This window comes from Sporosarcina trichiuri (assembly GCF_030406775.1).
Lineage (GTDB): Bacteria > Bacillota > Bacilli > Bacillales_A > Planococcaceae > Sporosarcina > Sporosarcina trichiuri.
Window position 1 is genome coordinate 661,705 of the sequence record NZ_CP129119.1, and the last position, 20,095, is coordinate 681,799.

24 protein-coding genes are annotated in these 20,095 nt (G+C 54.3%); 16 read left to right on the forward strand and 8 right to left on the reverse strand.

Annotated elements, in window-relative coordinates; all coding sequences use genetic code 11:
- The first annotated feature begins 24 nt into the window (after window positions 1-24).
- From QWT68_RS03610 to QWT68_RS03650, 9 genes are all read left to right on the forward strand, one after another.
- Window positions 25-762, forward strand: a complete 738-nt coding sequence (locus tag QWT68_RS03610; protein WP_290149614.1) for an SDR family NAD(P)-dependent oxidoreductase — start codon at window positions 25-27, stop codon at window positions 760-762.
- A gap of 57 nt (window positions 763-819) precedes the next feature.
- Window positions 820-1,575: an AAA family ATPase gene (locus tag QWT68_RS03615; protein WP_290149615.1), complete on the forward strand. Its 756-nt coding sequence runs from the start codon at window positions 820-822 to the stop codon at window positions 1,573-1,575.
- Between the two features lie 218 nt (window positions 1,576-1,793).
- Window positions 1,794-3,035 carry a serine/threonine transporter SstT gene (gene sstT, locus QWT68_RS03620; RefSeq protein WP_290149616.1) on the forward strand — a complete coding sequence of 414 codons (1,242 nt, stop codon included), beginning with the start codon at window positions 1,794-1,796 and terminating at the stop codon, window positions 3,033-3,035.
- A gap of 403 nt (window positions 3,036-3,438) precedes the next feature.
- Window positions 3,439-4,221: a gluconate 2-dehydrogenase subunit 3 family protein gene (locus tag QWT68_RS03625; protein ID WP_290149617.1), complete on the forward strand. Its 783-nt coding sequence runs from the start codon at window positions 3,439-3,441 to the stop codon at window positions 4,219-4,221.
- Window positions 4,222-4,239: 18 nt separating this feature from the next.
- Window positions 4,240-6,000, forward strand: a complete 1,761-nt coding sequence (locus QWT68_RS03630; protein ID WP_040286285.1) for a GMC family oxidoreductase — start codon at window positions 4,240-4,242, stop codon at window positions 5,998-6,000.
- Between the two features lie 36 nt (window positions 6,001-6,036).
- A complete protein-coding gene (locus QWT68_RS03635) occupies window positions 6,037-6,606 on the forward strand; it encodes an SCO family protein (RefSeq protein WP_290149618.1) in 570 nt (189 codons plus the stop codon).
- A 194-nt stretch (window positions 6,607-6,800) separates the two neighbouring features.
- Window positions 6,801-7,190 (forward strand): hypothetical protein, encoded by a 390-nt coding sequence (locus QWT68_RS03640; protein WP_290149619.1) that lies wholly within the window; start codon window positions 6,801-6,803, stop codon window positions 7,188-7,190.
- 168 nt (window positions 7,191-7,358) lie between these two features.
- The gene (locus tag QWT68_RS03645) at window positions 7,359-7,739 is read left to right on the forward strand and encodes an iron chaperone (RefSeq protein WP_290149620.1); all 381 of its coding nucleotides are present in this window, start codon (window positions 7,359-7,361) and stop codon (window positions 7,737-7,739) included.
- A 323-nt stretch (window positions 7,740-8,062) separates the two neighbouring features.
- Window positions 8,063-9,196, forward strand: a complete 1,134-nt coding sequence (locus QWT68_RS03650; protein ID WP_040286288.1) for an alcohol dehydrogenase catalytic domain-containing protein — start codon at window positions 8,063-8,065, stop codon at window positions 9,194-9,196.
- An 80-nt stretch (window positions 9,197-9,276) separates the two neighbouring features.
- Here QWT68_RS03650 and QWT68_RS03655 read toward each other — a convergent pair whose 3' ends face one another.
- Window positions 9,277-9,441, reverse strand: coding sequence for a DUF3810 domain-containing protein (locus QWT68_RS03655; protein ID WP_144036076.1), 165 nt, complete (start codon window positions 9,439-9,441; stop codon window positions 9,277-9,279).
- A gap of 300 nt (window positions 9,442-9,741) precedes the next feature.
- On the opposite strand from QWT68_RS03655, the gene chrA reads away from it, so the two are divergent.
- Window positions 9,742-10,929 carry a chromate efflux transporter gene (chrA, locus tag QWT68_RS03660; protein WP_290149622.1) on the forward strand — a complete coding sequence of 396 codons (1,188 nt, stop codon included), beginning with the start codon at window positions 9,742-9,744 and terminating at the stop codon, window positions 10,927-10,929.
- Between the two features lie 88 nt (window positions 10,930-11,017).
- Here chrA and arsC read toward each other — a convergent pair whose 3' ends face one another.
- From arsC to QWT68_RS03675, 3 genes are read right to left on the reverse strand one after another with little or no spacing between them, the layout of a single operon-like run.
- Window positions 11,018-11,422 carry an arsenate reductase (thioredoxin) gene (gene arsC / locus QWT68_RS03665; protein ID WP_040286289.1) on the reverse strand — a complete coding sequence of 135 codons (405 nt, stop codon included), beginning with the start codon at window positions 11,420-11,422 and terminating at the stop codon, window positions 11,018-11,020.
- A gap of 60 nt (window positions 11,423-11,482) precedes the next feature.
- Window positions 11,483-12,772, reverse strand: a complete 1,290-nt coding sequence (locus QWT68_RS03670; protein WP_290149625.1) for an arsenic transporter — start codon at window positions 12,770-12,772, stop codon at window positions 11,483-11,485.
- Entirely contained in the window at window positions 12,760-13,068 is a 309-nt protein-coding gene (locus QWT68_RS03675; RefSeq protein WP_040286291.1) for an ArsR/SmtB family transcription factor, read from the reverse strand. Before QWT68_RS03675 ends, QWT68_RS03670 begins: the two co-directional genes overlap by 13 nt.
- Window positions 13,069-13,231: 163 nt before the next feature.
- Between QWT68_RS03675 and QWT68_RS03680 the strand changes: the two genes are divergently transcribed.
- Window positions 13,232-13,708 (forward strand): glutathione peroxidase, encoded by a 477-nt coding sequence (locus tag QWT68_RS03680; protein WP_290149629.1) that lies wholly within the window; start codon window positions 13,232-13,234, stop codon window positions 13,706-13,708.
- The gene (locus QWT68_RS03685) at window positions 13,708-14,154 is read left to right on the forward strand and encodes a MarR family winged helix-turn-helix transcriptional regulator (RefSeq protein ID WP_290149630.1); all 447 of its coding nucleotides are present in this window, start codon (window positions 13,708-13,710) and stop codon (window positions 14,152-14,154) included. Before QWT68_RS03680 ends, QWT68_RS03685 begins: the two co-directional genes overlap by 1 nt.
- Window positions 14,155-14,202: 48 nt before the next feature.
- Here the strand turns inward: QWT68_RS03685 and QWT68_RS03690 are convergent, their stop codons facing one another.
- The 3 genes from QWT68_RS03690 to QWT68_RS03700 all read right to left on the reverse strand — a co-directional run bounded on the left by QWT68_RS03690 (window position 14,203) and on the right by QWT68_RS03700 (window position 16,315).
- Complete coding sequence (locus QWT68_RS03690) at window positions 14,203-14,328, reverse strand: hypothetical protein (protein ID WP_290149632.1); 126 nt, start codon at window positions 14,326-14,328, stop codon at window positions 14,203-14,205.
- The gene (locus QWT68_RS03695) at window positions 14,325-15,194 is read right to left on the reverse strand and encodes a GNAT family N-acetyltransferase (RefSeq protein WP_290149635.1); all 870 of its coding nucleotides are present in this window, start codon (window positions 15,192-15,194) and stop codon (window positions 14,325-14,327) included. The genes QWT68_RS03690 and QWT68_RS03695 overlap by 4 nt, the downstream gene beginning before the upstream one ends.
- 134 nt (window positions 15,195-15,328) lie before the next feature.
- A complete protein-coding gene (locus tag QWT68_RS03700) occupies window positions 15,329-16,315 on the reverse strand; it encodes a hypothetical protein (protein WP_290149636.1) in 987 nt (328 codons plus the stop codon).
- A gap of 299 nt (window positions 16,316-16,614) precedes the next feature.
- Here QWT68_RS03700 and QWT68_RS03705 point away from each other — a divergent pair, with 299 nt between their 5' ends.
- Window positions 16,615-17,652, forward strand: coding sequence for a hypothetical protein (locus tag QWT68_RS03705; RefSeq protein ID WP_040286295.1), 1,038 nt, complete (start codon window positions 16,615-16,617; stop codon window positions 17,650-17,652).
- A 79-nt stretch (window positions 17,653-17,731) separates the two neighbouring features.
- Here QWT68_RS03705 and QWT68_RS03710 read toward each other — a convergent pair whose 3' ends face one another.
- On the reverse strand, window positions 17,732-18,775 hold the full coding sequence (locus QWT68_RS03710; RefSeq protein ID WP_290149637.1) for an aromatic acid exporter family protein: 1,044 nt from the start codon (window positions 18,773-18,775) through the stop codon (window positions 17,732-17,734).
- 117 nt (window positions 18,776-18,892) lie between these two features.
- Here QWT68_RS03710 and QWT68_RS03715 point away from each other — a divergent pair, with 117 nt between their 5' ends.
- The 3 genes from QWT68_RS03715 (at window position 18,893) to QWT68_RS03725 (ending at window position 20,033) form a co-directional block, all read left to right on the forward strand.
- Window positions 18,893-19,333, forward strand: a complete 441-nt coding sequence (locus tag QWT68_RS03715) for a hypothetical protein (protein ID WP_040286297.1) — start codon at window positions 18,893-18,895, stop codon at window positions 19,331-19,333.
- Between the two features lie 173 nt (window positions 19,334-19,506).
- On the forward strand, window positions 19,507-19,809 hold the full coding sequence (locus QWT68_RS03720) for a hypothetical protein (RefSeq protein WP_040286298.1): 303 nt from the start codon (window positions 19,507-19,509) through the stop codon (window positions 19,807-19,809).
- Between the two features lie 83 nt (window positions 19,810-19,892).
- On the forward strand, window positions 19,893-20,033 hold the full coding sequence (locus QWT68_RS03725; RefSeq protein ID WP_179860761.1) for an RAxF-45 family protein: 141 nt from the start codon (window positions 19,893-19,895) through the stop codon (window positions 20,031-20,033).
- Window positions 20,034-20,095 lie beyond the last annotated feature (62 nt).

Here is a 20,095-nt window from a genome sequence, read left to right on the forward strand (position 1 = left end):
GAATTCCAAGGAGGCAGGATATCAATGAAACTTACAGGCAAAGTGGCGATGATCATCGGCGGGACATCAGGACTCGGGGAAGCGACATCCAAACGGTTTGCAGAAGAAGGGGCACACGTCATCGTTGCCGGCCGCGACCGGGAGGCAGGAGACCGGATCGTCCGGGATATTACGGACCAAGGCGGCCGGGCGGTGTTTGCCGAGCTCGACGTGACGGACGCCGATTCCGTCAAACGGGCGGTCCGAAAGGCTGCGGACACATGCGGTACGATCGATATCCTCTATAACGGCGCTGGCATCCATGATGGATACAAAGACGTCACGGAAACGGATGAAGAGCTGTTCGACAAACTGATGGCGGTGAATGTCAAAGGCGCGTTCCTTGTGACGAAAGAAATCATGCCGATCTTCCTGAAGAAAGGGAGGGGCACCATCATCAATATCGGCTCCCAGTCGACATTCGTCGCAGGAGCGGGCGGCAGCACGTATGTGACGAGCAAGCATGCGATCGCCGGCTTCACGAAACAGCTGTCATACGATTTTGGTCAGAAGGGCATCAAAGTGAACCTGATTGCACCGGGGTTCATCGACACGCCGATGACCGAAGGAATCGACGACAGCCGTCTCAAGGATATTCCGGCGGGCCGCGCAGGCAAACCGGAAGAGATCGCAGCGGCGGCCCTGTTCCTCGCCTCCGACGAATCCGACTATATGCAGGGGTCAGAGATGAAAGTGGACGGCGGCTGGACCGTCGGCCGCTGAAAGGGGAGACGGCCTGTACGGAGAGGCAGCCGCCTATAATGAAAGCAGGGAGACACAGTGAAACTGACAAAGGACACCCAATACATCAAAAGCCTGTCGCTGAAACGGGAACGGATCCGCTCGTTCGGCTCCTATCCGCTCAGCCTTCCGTTCCTCCAGCATTTGGAGGAACTGACCTTCCACCCCAGTGTGACGTACATCATCGGTGAGAACGGCATGGGGAAGTCGACACTGCTGGAAGGGGCAGCGACGAATCTCGGCTTCAATCCGGAAGGCGGAACCCGGAATTTCAATTTTTCAAGCTATGATTCCCATTCCAATCTCGATGAATACTTGCGGATCACGAAAGGAGTCCGGCGCCCGCGGGATTCGTTCTTTTTCCGTGCGGAGACGTATTACAATGTCGCCACCCATATTGAGGAGCTGGATACAGAACCGCTCGGCGGACCGCGCATCATCGATTCGTTCGGCGGCAAGTCGCTGCATGAACAATCCCACGGTGAATCGTTCTTTGCTGCCTTCCTCGAGCGGTTCCAGGGGAATGGCCTGTACATATTGGATGAGCCGGAAGCCGCCCTGTCCCCGGTCCGGCAGCTCGCCATGCTCGCCCGGATTCACGAACTTGCAGAGGATGGCTCGCAATTCATCATTTCGACGCACTCGCCGATCCTGATGGCCTATCCCGACGCGGTCATCTACCAGATCGACGAGCAGGGGATCGAGGAGGCACTCTTGGAAGAGACGTCCCACTACTCGGTCATGAAACAGTTCTTCGAAGACCGCGACCGGCTGATTTATCATCTGTTCAAATAATTATCCATACGAAACCATTAAGATATAGAATCCCCTTGTAAACCCTCTGACTCGTGAGGACCTGAGCGTTCTTATGCTGAATAATGCTTGCATGATTGGAATAAACTGAAAGAAAAAAACTATTGTCCAATTCTTGAAACGGTGGTAATGTATATCTCAACCCGGGAGAATCCCGGCACGTATTCATTTATCAGGTTATTCAGAAAAGGGGGGGCGGTATGCAGGGGATCTGGAACAAATGGAACAGCATCAGTTTGGTGAAACGTATCATTGCGGGTATTATCTTAGGCGTGGTGCTGGCATTGGCACTGCCGAAATCAGCAGGGTGGGTGACAATCTTCGGGACGTTGTTCGTCGGTGCGCTGAAGGCTGTCGCACCTGTGTTAGTCTTATTCCTCGTAATGTATGCGCTTGCAGCCCATAAGAAAGGCACCAAGACGAACATGAAGACGGTCCTGACACTCTACGGGATCGGCACACTGCTCGCAGGCGTGGTGGCGGTCGGTGTGAGCTTCATTTTCCCGATTACGCTGAAACTGACAGCTGGAGCGGAAGGGCTGACGCCGCCGGAAGGGATTGTCGAAGTCCTGAAGACACTGCTTCTGAACCTCGTTTCCAATCCGGTTGATGCTCTTCTGAACGCCAACTACCTTGGGATTCTCCTATGGGCGGTCGTACTCGGGCTCGCATTGAAGAGTGCCAGCCAAACAACGAAAGATGTCCTCGGCAATGTGTCTGAAGCGATCACGAAAGTCGTCCAGTGGATTATCAGTCTGGCGCCGATCGGTATTATGGGCCTTGTATTCGATGCCGTTGCGACAACGGGCATCTCGGCACTGTACAATTACGGCAGACTGCTGATGGTTCTCGTCGGCTGCATGCTGTTCATCGCCCTGGTCGTCAATCCGCTCATCGTCTACGTCTACATCCGGCGGAACCCGTATCCGCTCGTGTTCAAAGTGCTGCGTGACAGCGGCCTTACAGCATTCTTCACCCGCAGTTCAGCGGCCAACATCCCAGTCAACATGAAATTGTGCGAAGAGCTCGGTCTGGATGAGGACACATATGCTGTCTCCATTCCGCTCGGTGCGACCATCAACATGGCGGGCGCCGCGGTGACGATTTCTGTCCTGACACTGTCTGCAGTCCACACATTTGGCATCCAGGTCGATTTCCTGACCGCCCTTCTGCTGTCCGTTGTTTCAGCTGTTTCAGCTGCCGGCGCTTCAGGTGTCGCAGGCGGTTCACTGCTTCTGATCCCGCTCGCATGCAGCCTGTTCGGTGTCCCAAACGACGTCGCGATGCAAGTGGTCGCAGTCGGGTTCATCATCGGAGTTGTCCAGGATTCGTGTGAGACGGCTCTTAACTCCTCGACGGATGTGCTGTTCACAGCAGCTGCCGAGTATGCGAAGGAATATAAGGAAAGCAAAGTGGGCGGAGCCATTTCGGCGAAGTCCTAAAATAGAAAGTTCCCAAGACCGTCTTCCGTCAGCTGCGCGAGCTGACCGGGAGGCGGTTTTACTTATGCCCGGCGCCACTTCGTCCGGTTGCTACCTGGGGAAACCACAGGACTTCCATCTCCTGCATAAATTTCAGATAAGTAGCGGAAATCCAAAATGTAACTCATTACATATCATCTGACAGTTCTCTGGGTGTTTTGAATCGTTTAGTTAGAAAACCGAAGTAATTTGATGAAAACACGTTTTCACTGAAAGTATTGTGGTACACTCGACGTGCAAAAAAGAGGCTGGGAGAATTGGACGGTCATCGATGAGACGGTCCGCCTATCCCGGCAGACCAGTGTAAATGACACAGGTAACAATATGGCTTTGCTCAACTAAAAAGGTGAAGGAGGAATTGCACATGGCGGACAATCAGACGAAACAGCCGAATGGCGACAGCAACATCAAGGACCCGAGTCGCCGTCAATTCGTGAAAAATTCAGGGATTGCGGTCGGAGGGGTCGCGGGAGGCGCATTGCTCGGCGGCCTGTTCACGAACCAATTCGGCAAGAAGAACAAGGACCAGGCAAACAGTGCAGGGAACGGCAAAAAAGAGGAGAAGCGGTATGAGGAAGCCCGCATGTTCTTCACGCGGTTCGCAGACTTCGTCATCCTGGAACAGGCTGTGGAACGCATCTACCCGAAAGACAAGAATGGTCCGGGTGCAATTGAATTAGGTGTTCCGTATTTCATCGACAAGCAGCTGGCCGGGCCGTACGGAAACAACGTCAGTGATTACCGGCAGGGGCCGTTCAAGAACGGTAACGGAACTGCGGCGGATTCCAGCCTGAACCGCGGCGAGATCTTCATCAATGGATTGCGGGCAATGGGCCAGGAGAGCCAGAAGCGGTTCGATACGGCGTTCAACGAAGCATCGGAAGATCAGCAGACAGAGATCCTGAAGGACCTGGAAGCGGACAAAATCAAAATCAAGGGGATCGGTTCCAAAGGATTCTTCACATTGCTCCGCACCCTCACACTCGAAGGGGCGTACAGCGATCCGCTCTATGGCGGCAACCGCGGCATGGAAGGATGGAAGATGAAAGAGTATCCGGGATCTATCGCATCCTACGCCAACATCATCGAAGAGAAAGATTTCATCAAAATGGATCAGGTCAGTCTGACGGACTACCAGCAAAAATAATGACAGAGGAGTGAGAACATGGCGAAACAGCTGCCAAAGACTGATGTAGTCATCGTCGGATCCGGTTGGGCCGGCGGGATTGCTGCAGCAGAGCTGACGAAAAAAGGATACAAAGTCGTAGGATTGGAACGGGGCAAACAGAAAGTACGGGAAGATTACATAGGGTCGAAAGACGAATTACGCTATGACAGCCGGAAAGTCATGTTCCAGGATCTCAGCAAGGAGACACTGACTATCCGCAACACGATGGATGAAGTGGCTTCCCCGAACCGCAGTAATGATACGAATGCCATCAACGGAACGGACACAGGCGGCTCAGGGGTGCACTGGAATGGCATGGTGTACCGCTGGCTGCCGACCGACTTCGAAATGGCGAGCAAGACCGCCGAGAAATACGGCAAGGATATGATCCCTGAAGGCATGACGCTGCAGGACTGGGGCCTGACGTACGACGAAGCGGAACCGTATTACGACAAATTCGAAAAGATGGCCGGTATTTCCGGGGAGCCCGATCCGCTGCGCGAAGGCCAGCGCTCGAGCGACTACCCGACGCCTCCTCAGAAAGAGACGGAAGTGATCCGCGTCTTCACCGAAGCGGCGAAGAACCTCGGCTACCACCCGCACCGGATTGCGTCAGCCAACTTGTCGGAGTCCTATACGAACCCGGACGGGGAAACGATCAATGCGTGCGTCTACTGTGCGTTCTGTGAATCATTCGGATGCGACTTCGGTGCAAAATCCGACCCGATCGCAACGGTGCTGGCAACCGCGCAGAAGACCGGTAATTATGAGCTCCGCCACAATGCGTATGCCGTACGGGTGCTGCACGAAAACGGGAAAGCGAGTGCCATCAAATATGTCGATACGGAAACCGGAGAGGAATTCATCCAGCCGGCAGACCTGGTCGTCGTGAGCGGATTCGTCTTCTCCAATGTCCGCCTCATGCTTCTGTCGAAGATCGGCAAGCCATATGATCCGAAAACCGGAACAGGCGTCATCGGGAAGAACCAGACCGCCCACCAGCGGAACCTGACCCATACCCGTGTCCGCGGTTTCTTCGATAACAAGAAATTCAACCGGTATGCCGGCACAGGTGCGCTCGGTGTCACGATGGATGACTTCAATGTCGAGCAGCTGGATCACACGAAACTGGACTTCCTGCACGGCTTCTGCCTGCGGACCTCCCAGCGCGGCGACCGGCCGATCTCGAACAACTTCGTTCCGGACGGCGTGCCGTCATGGGGCCCTGAGTTCAAGGACAAATCCTTGTTCTACGCGAACCGCCGGATCGATGTCCAGCAGCAGAACGGCGCACTGCCTTGGAAGGACAACTACTTCGATCTGGATCCGACATACACGGACATTTTCGGCGATCCGCTCCTGCGTGTGACGAGCCGGTTCCACGACCAGGACCGCAATATCGTCCGCTATGCGCATCAGCGTTCGAAGGAACTGCTCGAAGAGATGGGCGCAGATCACATCACCGTTCCTGACATCACAGATGAAACGGAATTCAACAAGACGTCCTTATCCGACCATACTGGCGGCGGAGTGATCATGGGAGCCGATCCCGAAACGTCCGCAGTGAATACGTATTCACAAGTATGGGATATGGACAATCTGTTCGTTGTGGGCGCTTCTTCCTTCCCGCATATGAGCAGTTCCAATCCGACAGCGACGGTCGGTGCGATGGCGTACCGTGCGGCGGAAGGGATGATCAAGTTCCTTGAAGAAGGCGGCCAGCTCGTGAAGCAGGAGAAAGATACAGCGAAGGCGTAATTACTCTTTACTGGTCCATCAAAGAGGAGTGATTGCATGAAGTTGAGGATTGGAGTGGCATTGATCGCTGTTCTGATGGTTCTTGGAGGATGCGGACGACAACAGATCGAGACCAACATGTCCGAACAGCTGCCCGATTTCAAGTACACGACGCAGGACGGCAATCCGCTGTCGCTCGATGACCTGAAAGGCGACTGGTGGATCGCGTACTTCTCCTACACGCACTGCACAACGGTCTGCCCGAGGACGACCGCCAACATGGTGGACATCCAGCAGGCCTTGAAGGCGGACGGCTTCACTCCGCAGATCGTCTCGTTCGGCATCGATCCCGCCAACGATACTCCTGAGGTTCTCCGGAAGTATGCGGCGGACTATGGAGCGGATACGGACACGTTCACGTTTCTGACAGGGTATGATTTCGAGACGATCCGGACGCTTTCCGTCAACACGTTCAAAGCGGTACTGGAAGAAGGGGCGCTCAATCAGCGTTCTCACAGTTACTACTTCTACCTCGTCAATCCGGATGGGGAGATTGTGAAGAAGTATAACGGCATGAGCCTGAAAGAGAATGAACAGCTCATCAAGGACGTGGAAACCGTTCTCTAGCTGACAGCAAGGACAGCAGACACATGACAAGCAGGTGCCCGGTCTATGATCCGGGCACCTGTTTTCAGTGGTCGTATTCCCACTTGAAATAGCACCCGTTTTTCATTCCTACAGCATACAGACCATGTATACTTGTAAGCAGATGTAACTTTTTCCAACCGTCAGCCGTCTGTTTGAAAAAGGGGAGTGACAAGATGAGCGATCGGTGGTACGTTCCATTGCTGGCGTGTCTGTTTCTGCTTCTAGCTGGCTGTGCCGATGAAAAGATCGAGACAGTGACGCATACGACGGAACATCCGACGGCGGAGGAAGTGCTGGCGGAAATTCCGGATGCGGATATCTTCCAATTCGACGGACTCATCTACCAGTCAGGAGTCGACTGGGTGAAAGAACAATCCTTCACGAAGAAGGAAGCGGTCGGGAAGATTCTGAAGCAAAGTGATCAGGTGGCCGACTTCGGGGAAAGAACAGCTTCCAGACTGCCTGCCGGGTCGATCATCTATACCGTGGAAGAAGGCGGGGGATTCCTGCTGGTGGAAACGGAAGGGCGGCTGGTGAACTATTCAGCGCTGGTGGAAGGATAACGGGATGACAAGGCAGAAAGTGTTTTAGATCTTGCTTGCTCCTATCATAGAATTATTTCCGTCTTAAGAAACTAAGGAATGAAACCGAGCAGATTATGGTGGCCGGCCTATATAGAAATTCAAGCTGGTACCAGATTTTTCGGGACTACAGAATGAGGAGGAGCTGTCATGGTGCAGTATGACGCTAAGACATCAGACGAATATTTGGAAGTCCTTGAAGACGACTGGCGGAAAGAGAAACTGCTGGAGGTCCGGCAAATGATTTTGGCGTATGCGCCTGAATTTGATGAGGTCATCCGCTACAAAATGCTGAACTACGGCAAGGATACGGACTATGTCTTCGCGTTGAACGCCCAAAAATACTATGTCAGCCTCTATGTAGGGACAATCGATAAGGTGGAAAATGCCGAAGCTCTGTTGGATGGATATTCCTATGGAAAAGGATGCATCCGTATCCGAAAGACAATACGTATCGAACAGACGGAACTGGAGCGGTTTATCCGGAAAACCGTTGATATGTGGCGTGACGGTGAAGACACCACATGCTGATACGGAAATTCACTGCAAATTGAAGCCTATTTGGCATTGCACCCGGGCATGACGACAGATGAGTGGACTTCGGAAAATTCGAAAGGAATTTTCGAGGAAAGCCGGTATCTCGATCATTACCGATAAGCACTGTATGTGTGAACAAATAACCATAACGAATGATCTTGGATTGCCAACTGAACAGACCTGGACTGTGTGATTCCTCCTGTTTTTTGGTTTCGTCCGGCTGCTATGTCAGCATTCTGAGAAAAGAAGGTTTACGAATTGGTTGTCAGGCTAAACAAACCATGCAGTGAAGTAAACCATGAAAAGGATGTGACAGCATGAAAGCAGTAACATTCCAAGGCGAGAAATCGATGGTATCGAAAAATGTGAACACCCCTGACATCCAGGAAGACACGGATATGATCGTACGGATCACAGCGAGTGGGATCTGCGGGTCCGATCTGCATTTGTATCACGGCGGGATCGTACCGGAGAAGGATTATGTCGTCGGTCATGAACCGATGGGGATCGTGGAAGAAGTCGGTTCCAAAGTGAGCAAACTGAAGAAGGGGGACCGAGTCGTCATCCCGTTCAACATCGGCTGCGGCGAGTGTTTCTTCTGTAACCATCAGATGGAAAGCCAATGCGACAATTCGAATCCACACGGAGAAGTGGGCGGTCTGTTCGGGTTCGCAGAGCCGAACGGCAACTACCCCGGCGGCCAGGCGGAATATCTCCGGGTTCCGTATGCGGATTTCACATCATTCAAAGTACCGGAGTCGAGCGAACTGGAAGACGAGCAGGTACTGCTGCTGTCCGACGTGCTGCCGACCGCTTACTGGAGTGTCGAGCACAGCGGCATGAAAGAAGGGGACACGGTTATCATTCTGGGGTCGGGGCCGATCGGGCTCATGGCGCAGAAATTCGCCTGGATGAAAGGCGCCAAGCGGGTCATCACCGTCGATCAGATGGACTATCGGCTGGATCATGCCAAGAAGACGAATAACGTGGAGACATTCAATTTCAAACAGCATGAAACGATCGGCGAGCTGCTGCATGGAGAGACGAAAGGCGGAGCAGACGTCGTCATCGACTGTGTCGGGATGGACGGAACCGTTCCGCCGAAAACGAAATTCGGCTCGGATGACGATAACCAGTTCGGCACGATCAGCCCGATCGTCACCGCTTCCCAAGCTGTCCGTAAATTCGGGACAGTGCAGCTGACGGGTGTCTACGCGACGGAAGCGAACAACTTCCCGCTCGGCGATTTCTTTACGCGCAATGTATCGCTCAAAATGGGCCAGGCGCCGGTGATCCATCTGATGCCGGAGCTGTATAAGAAGATTGAGAATAAGGAATTCGATCCGACTGACATCATCACCCACAAGATGAGTTTGGACGAAGCGGAAAAAGCATACGACATCTTTGACCGGAAAGTGGATGGAAGTATCAAGGTCATCTTCAAGCCGTAAAGAGATTCCTTTATACAGGTTCACCTAGACAAACAGGAACAAGCCGGATGCGTCCCATCCGGCTTGTTCCTGTTTGTCTTTCACCAATAAAAAGAGAATGCAACTATAATGCCGATCAGTCCGGCCAGCAAATACAAGAACCCGAGGATGAATGTGGTCCTGTTTTTCCGCTTGCTGGTCATGAACAGGATACCGAACACGATAAGTGCAATTGCCAGAACGGCGGACATAAGGGTCAGGAACATCTCTTCGCCCTCCTTTCAGTTGGAATGTGGACCAGTTTACAAAGTCGTCTGTACTTTCCATTCTGGCATAGAGGATACACAAAGTATAGGAGAGCTGCCTGTGGGAGTGCCGATCGCTCCTTCGTGCTGCGGATGCCTTCTTGCAATTGTTAAGAGTGTGTAAACTTTAGGGGATACGGTTGTGTCGAGCTGGGCCGGCTGACTATAATCGGGGGAGACGGTAAGTACCAGACAGTTGAAGGAGCCGGCAGTATACCCATGCAGCCGGTCCGGCTTCCGTGCTGTCGGAAAGGAGACGCGGTGAAAGATACAGGTAATGGATCCACCTTACATAGGCTTGTGGAAATATTCTTCGTATCCCTTCGGCTCGGTCTGACTTCCTTCGGGGGTCCGATTGCGCACTTGGGTTATTTCCACAGCGAGTATATCGAAAAAAGAAAATGGATGGATGAAAAAGGATACGCCGACTTAGTGGCGCTGGCACAATTCCTGCCGGGTCCAGCGAGCAGCCAGGTCGGCATCGGCATCGGCGTCATGCGTGCAGGGATATCGGGCGGTCTGGCGGCATTCGTCGGCTTCACGCTTCCTTCTGCCGTGACACTCATCCTCTTCGCGCTGCTGGTGGACGTCTATGATGCTGGGGGCTCGGGGTGGCTGCATGGTTTGAAACTCGTAGCGGTTGCCGTTGTGGCACAAGCGGTTCTTCAGATGGGCCGTAAACTTGCTCCTGATCTGACCCGCAAGGCGTTTGTGCTGGCAGCTCTGTCCATGCTGCTCATTTGGCAGAATGCCTATATGCAGATCGCTGTCATCCTGGTCTCAGCCGCTGCGGGGCTGCTCGTATTCCGCAATCGGGAAGACACAGGGCCCCCGATTATGAAATTCCCGATCAGCCGGCGGTTCGGCGCAGTCTGCCTGTTCCTGTTCTTCGGACTGCTGGCATTGCTCCCTATATTGAAAGAAGCGACCGGCTCCGCTGCTGTGTCGATGTTCGACAGCTTTTACAGGGCAGGATCCTTCGTGTTCGGCGGCGGCCATGTTGTGCTGCCGCTGCTGCAGCAGGAATTCGTCCCTGCCGGTTGGATCGGGGAACAGTCCTTCCTGGCGGGCTACGGCGCCGCCCAGGCCGTGCCGGGCCCGCTGTTCACCTTTGCTGCGTATTTGGGAGCGGTGATGGACGGCTGGCCGGGAGGTTTGCTTGCGACCGTCGCCATCTTCCTGCCTGCGTTCCTGCTTCTGTTCGGGACATTGCCGTTCTGGGACAGTCTCCGTGCACGCCCGGGCATACAAGGGGCTGTCATCGGAGTGAATGCGGCCGTTGTCGGCATTTTGCTCGCAGCCCTCTATCATCCTATCTGGACAAGCTCGGTTGAGGCACCGGAGGATTTCGCGCTGGCGGCGGTGCTGTTCAGCCTGCTCGTGTTCTGGAAGTGGCCGCCCTGGATCGTCGTCGTGCTTGGTGCAGCCGGCGGTGTGCTGCTCGCCTGAACGGCCTGGTCATTGCAAGACGATCGATTTTCTGACATGGAAAAGCCGTGATTGCTGGACAATCACGGCTTTTTGGCATGGGAAATGATCAGTACCGTCCCTGTGCAAGGAACTGCTCGATCCGCTTCCGGATGTCGTCCCGGACTTGCTGGAACCTTTCCCAGGAGCCGCCTGCAGGATCCGGGAACGGCCAATGCTCCTTCGGGACTCCAGGCGGCATGACTGGGCAGTTCGCATCGGCATGATCGCACAAAGTGACGACCAGCGTGCTGCGGGCCAGCAAGGACGGGTCGATGACATCGGACGTCTGCCGGGATATGTCGATCCCGTCTTCCTTCATGACCGAGACAGCGTCAGCATTCACGCCGTGGGCTTCGATGCCTCCGGAGCGGACTTCCCATCCATTTCCTAAGATGTTCCTTGCATACCCTTCCGCCATCTGGCTGCGGCAGGCATTGCCTGTACAGATGAAGTAGATCAATTTTCTTTCCATAGTCACATACCTCCATATAAGTTTCGATGATCGTCTGGTTGCGGCACAATTTCCCGCTGCTCAGTATGCAAGCAGGGAGACATACAGCGCGAGCAGAGTCACGAACAGGATCGGCAGAGTCAGCAGGATCCCTGTCTTGAAGTACGTCCCCCACGAAATACGGACGCCTTTCGTCTGCAGCACGTGCAGCCAGACGAGGGTGGCAAGGGAACCGATCGGCGTGATTTTCGGGCCGAGATCCGAGCCGATGATGTTGGCATAGACGAGCGCTTCCCGCATCGATCCAGCTGTATCGGTCTCCGCAATGGCGAGTGCGTTCACCATCACCGTCGGCATGTTGTTCATGACGGAGGAGAGGAAAGCGGCCAGGAATCCCATCCCGATCGTCGCAGCAAAGAATCCTCTCTCGGCTGTCCACTCGATAAGTCCTGCAAGTGCGTCTGTCAGTCCGGCATTGCCCAGGCCGTAGACGACAACATACATGCCGATCGAAAAGACGACAATCGTCCAAGGGGCCCCTTTCACGACTGCCGCCGTGTCGACTGCCGGGCTGCTCCGGCTCAGCAGGAAGAAGAGCAGGGCGACGCCGCCGGCGATGAACGATACCGGAATGCCGAGGGGTCCGCTCAGAAAGTAGCCTGCCACGAGCACGGCGAGCACCGGCCAGGAAAGCCGGAACAGCCGCAAGTCGCGGATCGCTTCCCGCGGCACTTTCAGCATCTGCGCATCATATGTCCGCGGTATCGACTTGCGGAAATACAGCAGCAGGACCGTGATCGTCGCCATGAGTGAGAAAAGGTTGGGGATGATCATACGCAGTGCATACTCCCCGAACCCGATCGAGAAGAAATCGGCGGACACGATATTGACGAGGTTGCTGACGATGAACGGCAGCGACGTCGTATCGGCGATGAACCCGCTTGCCATGATGAACGGGAAGATCATCGTTTCACTGAATTTCAAGTGCCGCACCATGGCCAGCACGATCGGCGTCAGGATCAGGGCAGCCCCGTCATTGGCGAACAAAGCGGCAACAGCAGCTCCGAGCAGACTGACGAGGATGAACATCTTGACACCATGGCCATTCGCGAGTCGCGCCATATGGAGCGCGGCCCACTCGAACAGGCCGATTTCATCCAGGATCAGGGAAATGAGGATGATCGCAACGAATGAGAGCGTTGCGTTCCAGGTGATTCCGATGACCGTCTGGACATCCGTCATGTCCACAACACCTGCCAGCAGCGCAGCGACCGCACCGGCTGCAGCCGGCCAGCCGATACTGAGCCCCTTCGGCTGCCAGATGACCAGAATCAGAGTGACGAGGAAGATGGCGGCCGCTACATACAGCATGAGGTACCTCCGCAGTCACAGGAATCCGGTCTCTCAAGGCCATCGATCAGCTGCCGGAACAATGGGGAGATGTCCTCCCGGATGCTGTAATGCCGCCACGTGCCGACACGCCGTTCCTGGATGAACCCGGCATCCTTCAATTTCCTCAGATGCTGGCTGACTGCCGGCTGGGAGATCTGCAGGGCATCGGTAAGATCGCAGACGCACACTTCGCGATCTTTCATGCAGGCCAGCAGCAGCAGACGTTTCGCATCCGCCAGTGCTTTCAGTTCCTTTTCCAATTGAATCAATTCCATATAAACAACTCCTTATATAATAGAACTCTTATATAATAAGCTGTCTGACCTGCGGTGTAAAGCATGGATTGGCTGGAAAACGGGTACTCAGGCAATAAGTTTGTATAGTGTAATTAAATCGTGTACGATTTAATTGGCAACGATATAATAAGGAGGAATTCGGATGACATCTCTATATGATTTCACAGTGACACAATCGAATGGGGAACCGCTGTCCTTGAAAGAGTATGAAGGCAAGCCGCTGCTGATTGTGAACACGGCGAGCAAGTGTGGCTTCACGCCGCAGTTCGGCGGGCTGCAGTCCGTGTATGAAGAGTACAAAGACCAGGGGCTGACCGTCCTCGGCTTCCCATGCGACCAGTTCAACGACCAGGAATTCGATGACATCGACAAAACGACGGAATTCTGCCAAGTGAACTACGGCGTCACGTTCCCGATGATGGCGAAGATAGACGTCAAAGGAGACAGCGCCGACCCGCTGTTCAAGTATCTGACAGCCGAGCAGAAAGGCCTGCTGTCCAAAGGCATCAAATGGAACTTCACGAAATTCCTCGTCGACCGGAACGGACAGGTCGTCGATCGGTTCGCGCCGCAGACCTCCCCTGAAAAACTGAAAGGGGACATCGAGAAAGTATTATGATGGATGAGTTTTTCACGCTCGACAAGCAACTCTGCTTTGCGGTCCAGGAGACGGCAGGGGAGTTCAGCAGGCTGTACGCAGGGGCGCTGAAACAGTTCGGCCTCACGTACCCGCAGTATGTCGTCCTGCTTGCATTATGGGAGCGGGACGGACAGTCGATGAAGGAACTCGGGGAGCGCGTCAGTCTCGGCACCGGCACGCTGACGCCGATGGTTTCCCGGATGCAGGACAAAGGCTGGCTGCGCAAACAGCGGTCTTCGGAAGATGAACGCAAAGTGTTCGTGCAGCTAAACCAGAAGGCGATCGACGAAAAGCCGGCGATCATGCAACGTGTGTCTGAAGTGATCGAGCTGTGCAAGATCAGTGTACACGAATATGAAGAACTGATGACGCGTCTGAATGACCTGCACGCCAAGCTGAAGAAGCAGTCTGAAGCGGCCGGCTGAATACGAAAAGGCTGATTCCATGCAGTTATTGGAAACAGCCTTTTTCGTTTATGACAGTTCGTCAAGTGCCAGGAACAGGATGAAGACGAAGCCGGATAATAGCCAGAGGATCAGCAGACCGCAGATGAGAAAAAACAGCCGTTCAACCCACTTACTGCGAAACAAATTTTTCATGACAGCTCTTTCACCATGAATACTTGGGACAACGGCTGCCGTTCGAAGCCGTCTCTGATCAGCCGATCTGCGGCTGCTCCGTCACCATTCGGGAAATTGTACGTTTTGCGCATGACCGCCGTATCGTATTCCAGCGTATGGGGAAGCAGCAGGCGCAGTGCGTCTTCGCCGTCCGGATGCACTCCCTGATACAGCGTGATGCTTTTTGCCGGTTCCCCGAAAACGCCGTCTTTGCGGACAAGGCAGGCGGCTGCCGCTTTGCCGTTTTTCAGCAGCAGGACCGCTTCGCCGCGCGCGCGCGCAATGTCCGATGGATCGGTCTGCAGGGGGCCGACTGCCGGGAACAGCGAGCTTCCCGCGAGCCGGGCGGCGGGAATGCGGACGATTTCCGCGTCGCCGAGCTCGGGAAGCGTGTTCATCAGGATCCCGTCGGCCTGGAGGAACTGCAGGCGGTCCGTGATCCGGTAGCCGCACCGTTCATACAGCGCAATTGCGGCTTCGTTGCCGGAAATCGACTCGAGGGTGGCCACGCCTACATTCCTATCCGTCAGCAGCATTTCCGCCGCTTCCATCAGCGGCTGTCCGAGCTTCCGGCCGCGGTATTCGGGGACGATCCCGGTGCCTCCGTTCCAGGAGATCACCCTCCCGCCGGTCTCCCGGATCCCCTGCAGGACGATGCCGACAGGGACATCGCCGTCAAACGCAGCGATGGATACTTCCGGGGACAGGCCGTGCTGGCCGAACCGGCTGATGAACGCATCGAGGGTCAGGTGCATCGGCACGAGATAGCCTTCGAACGCTCGGTTGAAAAGTGCGTGTGCCGCTTCGAATGTCAGCGAAGACAGCGGTTCATATGTGATTTGCATATCAGATCTCCAATCTCAGGTCCGGCTATCGATGACAGGCCCTGTGGGTTTCTTGCTGTTCGCAGAGTTAAAGGTTTGCCGCAGCCGTCTCCAGACGAGCAGCACTGGCATGTTCTCGACTATTGCTAATCAGTTCAGCGGGAGGCAAAGCGATCTCCCTTGCGGCTGTCCCTTCTCCCGTTCTTCCTACTGTTGACATAGGCCCAAATGACAAATCCGCTGACGGCAAAGAGAGCAGCATACAGGAACATTTCCCATGTGAGCAGCATCTGCTGGATATCGGTGAGTGTTGTGCCGCGTACATGGATGTTATACGGATTGGATGTCTGGTATTCGATTGGCAGGCTGTCGCCGATCGAATAATTTCTGTACGTGTTCGGCGTGACGTCCTTGATGGCCAGGATCGTCTCTCCGTCTTCATCGTCGAATACGATATTGAACCGATACGAGGAATCTTCATGCTTGCGGTAGGTGACATAGGAATCCTCATTGATGATCAGTGCCTCGGCACTGTTCTTGCCGGCTGGCAGGGCACTATGCACCAAGTTGGACAGGAACGGCAGTGTCACCAAGAGGAAGAAGGCGACACACCCCAGAGCAAGTCCCCAGCCGCTCCTCGTCCGTTTCGGTTTCTTCTTTTTCTTCCGACGCTCCCGTTTCTTTTTCACAGCCCGTTTATGGGAAGACCGCTGTTCGGCCTGATCGATGGCCGGGATAGATAGAATGGTCGCAAATAGGCAGCACAGCGAGATGAAACCGAATATGAAAATACCGATCATGTAAAAGATGCTGTCGTAGACGATGGTCCGGATAGTCGAGAAGCCGGTCGGTCCGGTCGCATAACCGCTCACCGGATCCCCAATGGACAGTTTTTCCATCTGACTTCTTGAAATCCGGTGCAGTTCCTCTGAAGGACTCCCATCGTCTTGCCGGATTTTCACGAAAAAGGCGGGCGGGCGCAGCAGGCTTTTCGTCCCGACCTTCGCAGCGACCGACGCTGTCGCGGGTTTGGCAGACGTCAGGTCATACTCCTCTAAATAAGAGCTGGTCAGCGCCCATGTCAGCAGGATGAAAAACAAGGTGCCTGCGGCCATTCCAGCGAATTCTTTTACGGTCTCCATTATCCACGCTCCCCGAAAGTCAATACTGCTATCATAGCGAAAAACAAGGTGAAAGAACAAGAGATTGCAAGGAATTGGCGGCTCTGCCGTTCATCCGCCTGCATGAATATATGAATTTTCCAACACCATCTGTAACGTTACTCCGCCTTACCCGTCTATGATTCCAAAGGGAGGAATGCAGTATGGGCAGGAGGCCGTTTGCACTTTTCGCTGCTGTGTTGGTGACCGCAGGCGGTGGCACCGCATCATCCGATCCCCCGGCCGGGAACAAGTCAGCTCACGGGGAGGAGTGGCCGATATTGGAGACTGCCGACGGCCGGGATATCATTGCAAAACTGGAACAGAAGGGGACCGAACCGTCAAAACGTCAGCAGGCAGTGAAAGATAATTTGGCGTACACCGATTTTCAAGAAGGGTACTTCGGCGAACAGACTGAAGAAGCGGAGCGTGACATGGAAATTCAGATTGTCGAAGGGCCAGCTGCCATAGAAGCGGTAGAAGCGGTGTATGGCATGGAAGGGTTCGATCGGCAAGGGATCCTGTTCTATGAGCTGGAAGCAGACGGAGCATCACTTCCCGGCGTCTGGATCGGCGTGAAAAAGCCTGATGATCGTCTGCAGCAGGTCCTCGACCGGCTCCAGAGGAAAGTGGATGCGGGCGAACTGCTCGCGGAACTGATCCATTTCTACCGAAGTCCGCATACCCAGCAGGACCTGATTGCGCTGCAGGATCAGGTGAGTGCGGCGGTAAAGAAATTGTATGAGGGAAGCGGCTCCTACGCAGTGTCCGTGGATACAATCTCGGGTGATATTTCTGTCACGCACGATTTCCTGAAACGAACCGATATCGACGCACTCAAGAAACAATTCCAGGAGAAGCCAATCCTGTTCCAGCAGGAAGGCAGCATGGCGCCTGAGCCCGGGCAGTCCGCCGTCATACTGCCGGATCATCCGGAAACGGAAACGCCGCAAGAAGAGGGCGGATTCGTTCTCGATACGGGAGATGGCGGGTTCCTGGTCGCAGGCGGTACCGAAGCCGCTGTCTCATATGCATTCGCGGAAGCTGACAGGCTGACGGCAGGGAGCCGTGTCACTGTCGATGCGACAGGTCCATTTGCGGAATCGTATCCGGCACAGGGACAGGCGAAATATGTAACCGTCCATCCGGATTATCGTCCAGCGGGTGCCGCGCTGTCCGAATCGCAGGTCTTCCGCATGGCGATCGAAGCGACGGATGAGCCGTTTTTGGTTGTCGAAACGGTCACCTATGATACAGAGAAGAAAACTTGGACAGTGAAGGAAGCAGAAGGGAACGAGCTGGTGTTCCAAGATCGGTAAGGGGGCTTCATTATAATCAGCTGATAATGAAAAAAATGAAAGGCAGCCTTCCCTGGGAAGACTGCCTCCTTAAGATTGTTCAGCCGGGCTGAACGGAACCGGCCGGTGATTCGGGATTATAATAGCGGTCCACCAAGTCGTAGATTGTGACGAGTTCGTAAAGGATGATCAGTTCCGGCGGAAACTTTGTCGGGTGGATATAGTTATGCTTCGTCAGTTCTTCATTGTCCTCCCAGAACAGATCGGTGATCGCTTTCAACTGGGCGTTATGGCGCTCTGCGTCATACTCAGCTGCATGCTGCAGATCATCCGCAAGTGCTGCAACAGCGTCCATGATGACAGCCCGCTCGGCTTCCGTCCATGCCAGCGACCGGATCGGGACCTGCAGAAGGTTGCCGAGATGGTAATCGAGGTTGTGCAGGTAGAGCAGCTGACGCTCCGCCAGCAGCAGCTCATCCTTATCGCCGCCGATGAGAGGATGCAGGCTGGATTCGTCACGCTGATACCGGAGAAGGACTTCCGTTTTGCGGATATCCTGTGTGAGCTGATGAATCGGGATCCCATCCGCCTTCCGGTCTGCAGCGGCATCAAAAAGCACCGTCCGGAAGGTGTGCTCGAGAATCGAACCGGCACGGGCCCCGATTGTCTGGATATTCTTCGCAATATCCTGCCGGTAATCCGGGCGGAAGACGATCATGTTGACGAGGGTCGATACGGTCAGGCCGACCGTCGTCGTGCCCAGACGGATGAAGAACGCAATCAGATAATTGCTGTGGATCACTTCCACCATGGCGACCGACGTCAGTGTCGCGACGAGCAATCCGGCATGCAGCTTCAATTTATAGCAGGTAAGAATGGTGAACACTGCAGCGAGTGTATAGGTGATCGGGGAATTACCGAACAGGGAGATGAAGAACACCGCATAGGCGGAGCCGATGGCGGATGCCGGAAACCGGACGATCCCTTTTTTGATGGAATCACTCACGGTTGGCTCGATCGTGACGATGGCTGTGATGACCGCGAATACAGGCGGCCACCCGAACCAGTCACAGATGACACCTGTCAGAAAGATGGCGATTCCGGTCTTGACGATCCGGCTGCCGTGGAAATGGATGCTCCGCATGAGTGACGTCCTCCTTAGAGGCTTAGTTTATCATAAAAAGGGAATCTGGAAAGGGACTCATGCATAGACGCGGACCGATGCAAAAATCCAATCCCCAGAAACCAGGAGGCATGCCGTATGACGACAGAGCAACTGGAAGAACAATTCGAGCAATATGAAATCGACTCCACGACTTTCACCGAGCTGCAGTCCCGCCAGAAGGAACTGATCGAAACCTCCCTCGAAGACGCGATGCCGCTCATCCAGTGGTACCATAAGAAAGGGCTCTACTTCACGCATCCGACGATCGAGCGGCACACGAGCCGCGGGCCCATCCTCGGATTCGACGAAGCGCGGTATGAACTCGTCGTCTATGATTCACATATCGGCTTCCTTCGTATCAACTTGCGGGAGAAGGAAGAGAAGCGGATGAAGCTGACCGATATCGTGGAAGACGGCTACTTTGAAACAGCCATGGAAGGGATCCTGTTCCTGCAGACGATGATGGGCCAGTACTTGGATGAAGTGAAGGAAATGAACGCAAGGCTGGAAGCGCAGCTGTCGAAGTATGACGCATAAGTAATGAGCAGACAGGCGGTTTTACCTGCAGGTGGGCATCCAGATACGACAGTCAGTTTCAGACTTTCCATGCAGGATGCCTCAGAAGCCTTTTCCGTGCGATTTTTGTATACTTTCGGCAGAGGTGAAAGCAGTATGAAGACAGATCATAGAATTTCCGGGGGCGTCAGCTGATGGCATTCGGAATAAATCGGAATGAACTGAAGACATGGAAGGCGGATGTGCAGGCGGGGAAGATCGCGTTTCTGACTCACTATTGGCTGGACGATCGGTTCCCGGGCTGTAAGACAGTGACGAAGGCCGGCTGTACGGATGTAAAAAAACTGATAGAGTGGGGCAGACGGTACGGCTTGAAACCGGAATGGATCGATTATAAAAAGGACTTTCCCCATTTCGATCTGTTCGGGGAGGTCGAAGTGCGGGCGCTGGAAGATGCAGGGCTGCTCGGACAGGCACGCCGATTCGGCTTGGTATGAGGTCCGTCCGTTCGGAGTTTTCTTGCAATTCAGCGGAGTATGTGATAGCATACAATTAACTAATTGGAACGGAGGTGGGAAGTATGGAACAAACAGCAGCGCTGACAGGTGTACAGGTGGATACGTCCATGTATTTTGCACGTGTCATTACGTTCGATTTTTTGGCCGACGGGATACGTCTGTCCATTTTTAGAAAACCAAAAAATCGAAGCGCAGCTGATTGACGCCATTCTTTTCACGAAGAGACGGTCTGTTATCAGGCGGTCTTTTTTGTTTGCCGAAAATC

Bases quoted from the DNA above. Each gene is read 5' to 3' on its own strand.
- QWT68_RS03610 (WP_290149614.1), top strand. From the start codon at position 25: ATGAAACTTACAGGCAAAGTGGCGATGATCATCGGCGGGACATCAGGA.
- sstT (WP_290149616.1), top strand. From the start codon at position 1,794: ATGCAGGGGATCTGGAACAAATGGAACAGCATCAGTTTGGTGAAACGT.
- QWT68_RS03625 (WP_290149617.1), top strand. From the start codon at position 3,439: ATGGCGGACAATCAGACGAAACAGCCGAATGGCGACAGCAACATCAAG.
- QWT68_RS03630 (WP_040286285.1), top strand. From the start codon at position 4,240: ATGGCGAAACAGCTGCCAAAGACTGATGTAGTCATCGTCGGATCCGGT.
- QWT68_RS03635 (WP_290149618.1), top strand. From the start codon at position 6,037: ATGAAGTTGAGGATTGGAGTGGCATTGATCGCTGTTCTGATGGTTCTT.
- QWT68_RS03640 (WP_290149619.1), top strand. From the start codon at position 6,801: ATGAGCGATCGGTGGTACGTTCCATTGCTGGCGTGTCTGTTTCTGCTT.
- QWT68_RS03645 (WP_290149620.1), top strand. From the start codon at position 7,359: ATGGTGCAGTATGACGCTAAGACATCAGACGAATATTTGGAAGTCCTT.
- QWT68_RS03650 (WP_040286288.1), top strand. From the start codon at position 8,063: ATGAAAGCAGTAACATTCCAAGGCGAGAAATCGATGGTATCGAAAAAT.
- QWT68_RS03655 (WP_144036076.1), bottom strand. From the start codon at position 9,441: ATGTTCCTGACCCTTATGTCCGCCGTTCTGGCAATTGCACTTATCGTG.
- arsC (WP_040286289.1), bottom strand. From the start codon at position 11,422: ATGGAAAGAAAATTGATCTACTTCATCTGTACAGGCAATGCCTGCCGC.
- QWT68_RS03670 (WP_290149625.1), bottom strand. From the start codon at position 12,772: ATGCTGTATGTAGCGGCCGCCATCTTCCTCGTCACTCTGATTCTGGTC.
- QWT68_RS03675 (WP_040286291.1), bottom strand. From the start codon at position 13,068: ATGGAATTGATTCAATTGGAAAAGGAACTGAAAGCACTGGCGGATGCG.
- QWT68_RS03680 (WP_290149629.1), top strand. From the start codon at position 13,232: ATGACATCTCTATATGATTTCACAGTGACACAATCGAATGGGGAACCG.
- QWT68_RS03685 (WP_290149630.1), top strand. From the start codon at position 13,708: ATGGATGAGTTTTTCACGCTCGACAAGCAACTCTGCTTTGCGGTCCAG.
- QWT68_RS03690 (WP_290149632.1), bottom strand. From the start codon at position 14,328: ATGAAAAATTTGTTTCGCAGTAAGTGGGTTGAACGGCTGTTTTTTCTC.
- QWT68_RS03695 (WP_290149635.1), bottom strand. From the start codon at position 15,194: ATGCAAATCACATATGAACCGCTGTCTTCGCTGACATTCGAAGCGGCA.
- QWT68_RS03700 (WP_290149636.1), bottom strand. From the start codon at position 16,315: ATGGAGACCGTAAAAGAATTCGCTGGAATGGCCGCAGGCACCTTGTTT.
- QWT68_RS03710 (WP_290149637.1), bottom strand. From the start codon at position 18,775: ATGCGGAGCATCCATTTCCACGGCAGCCGGATCGTCAAGACCGGAATC.
- QWT68_RS03715 (WP_040286297.1), top strand. From the start codon at position 18,893: ATGACGACAGAGCAACTGGAAGAACAATTCGAGCAATATGAAATCGAC.
- QWT68_RS03720 (WP_040286298.1), top strand. From the start codon at position 19,507: ATGGCATTCGGAATAAATCGGAATGAACTGAAGACATGGAAGGCGGAT.
- QWT68_RS03725 (WP_179860761.1), top strand. From the start codon at position 19,893: ATGGAACAAACAGCAGCGCTGACAGGTGTACAGGTGGATACGTCCATG.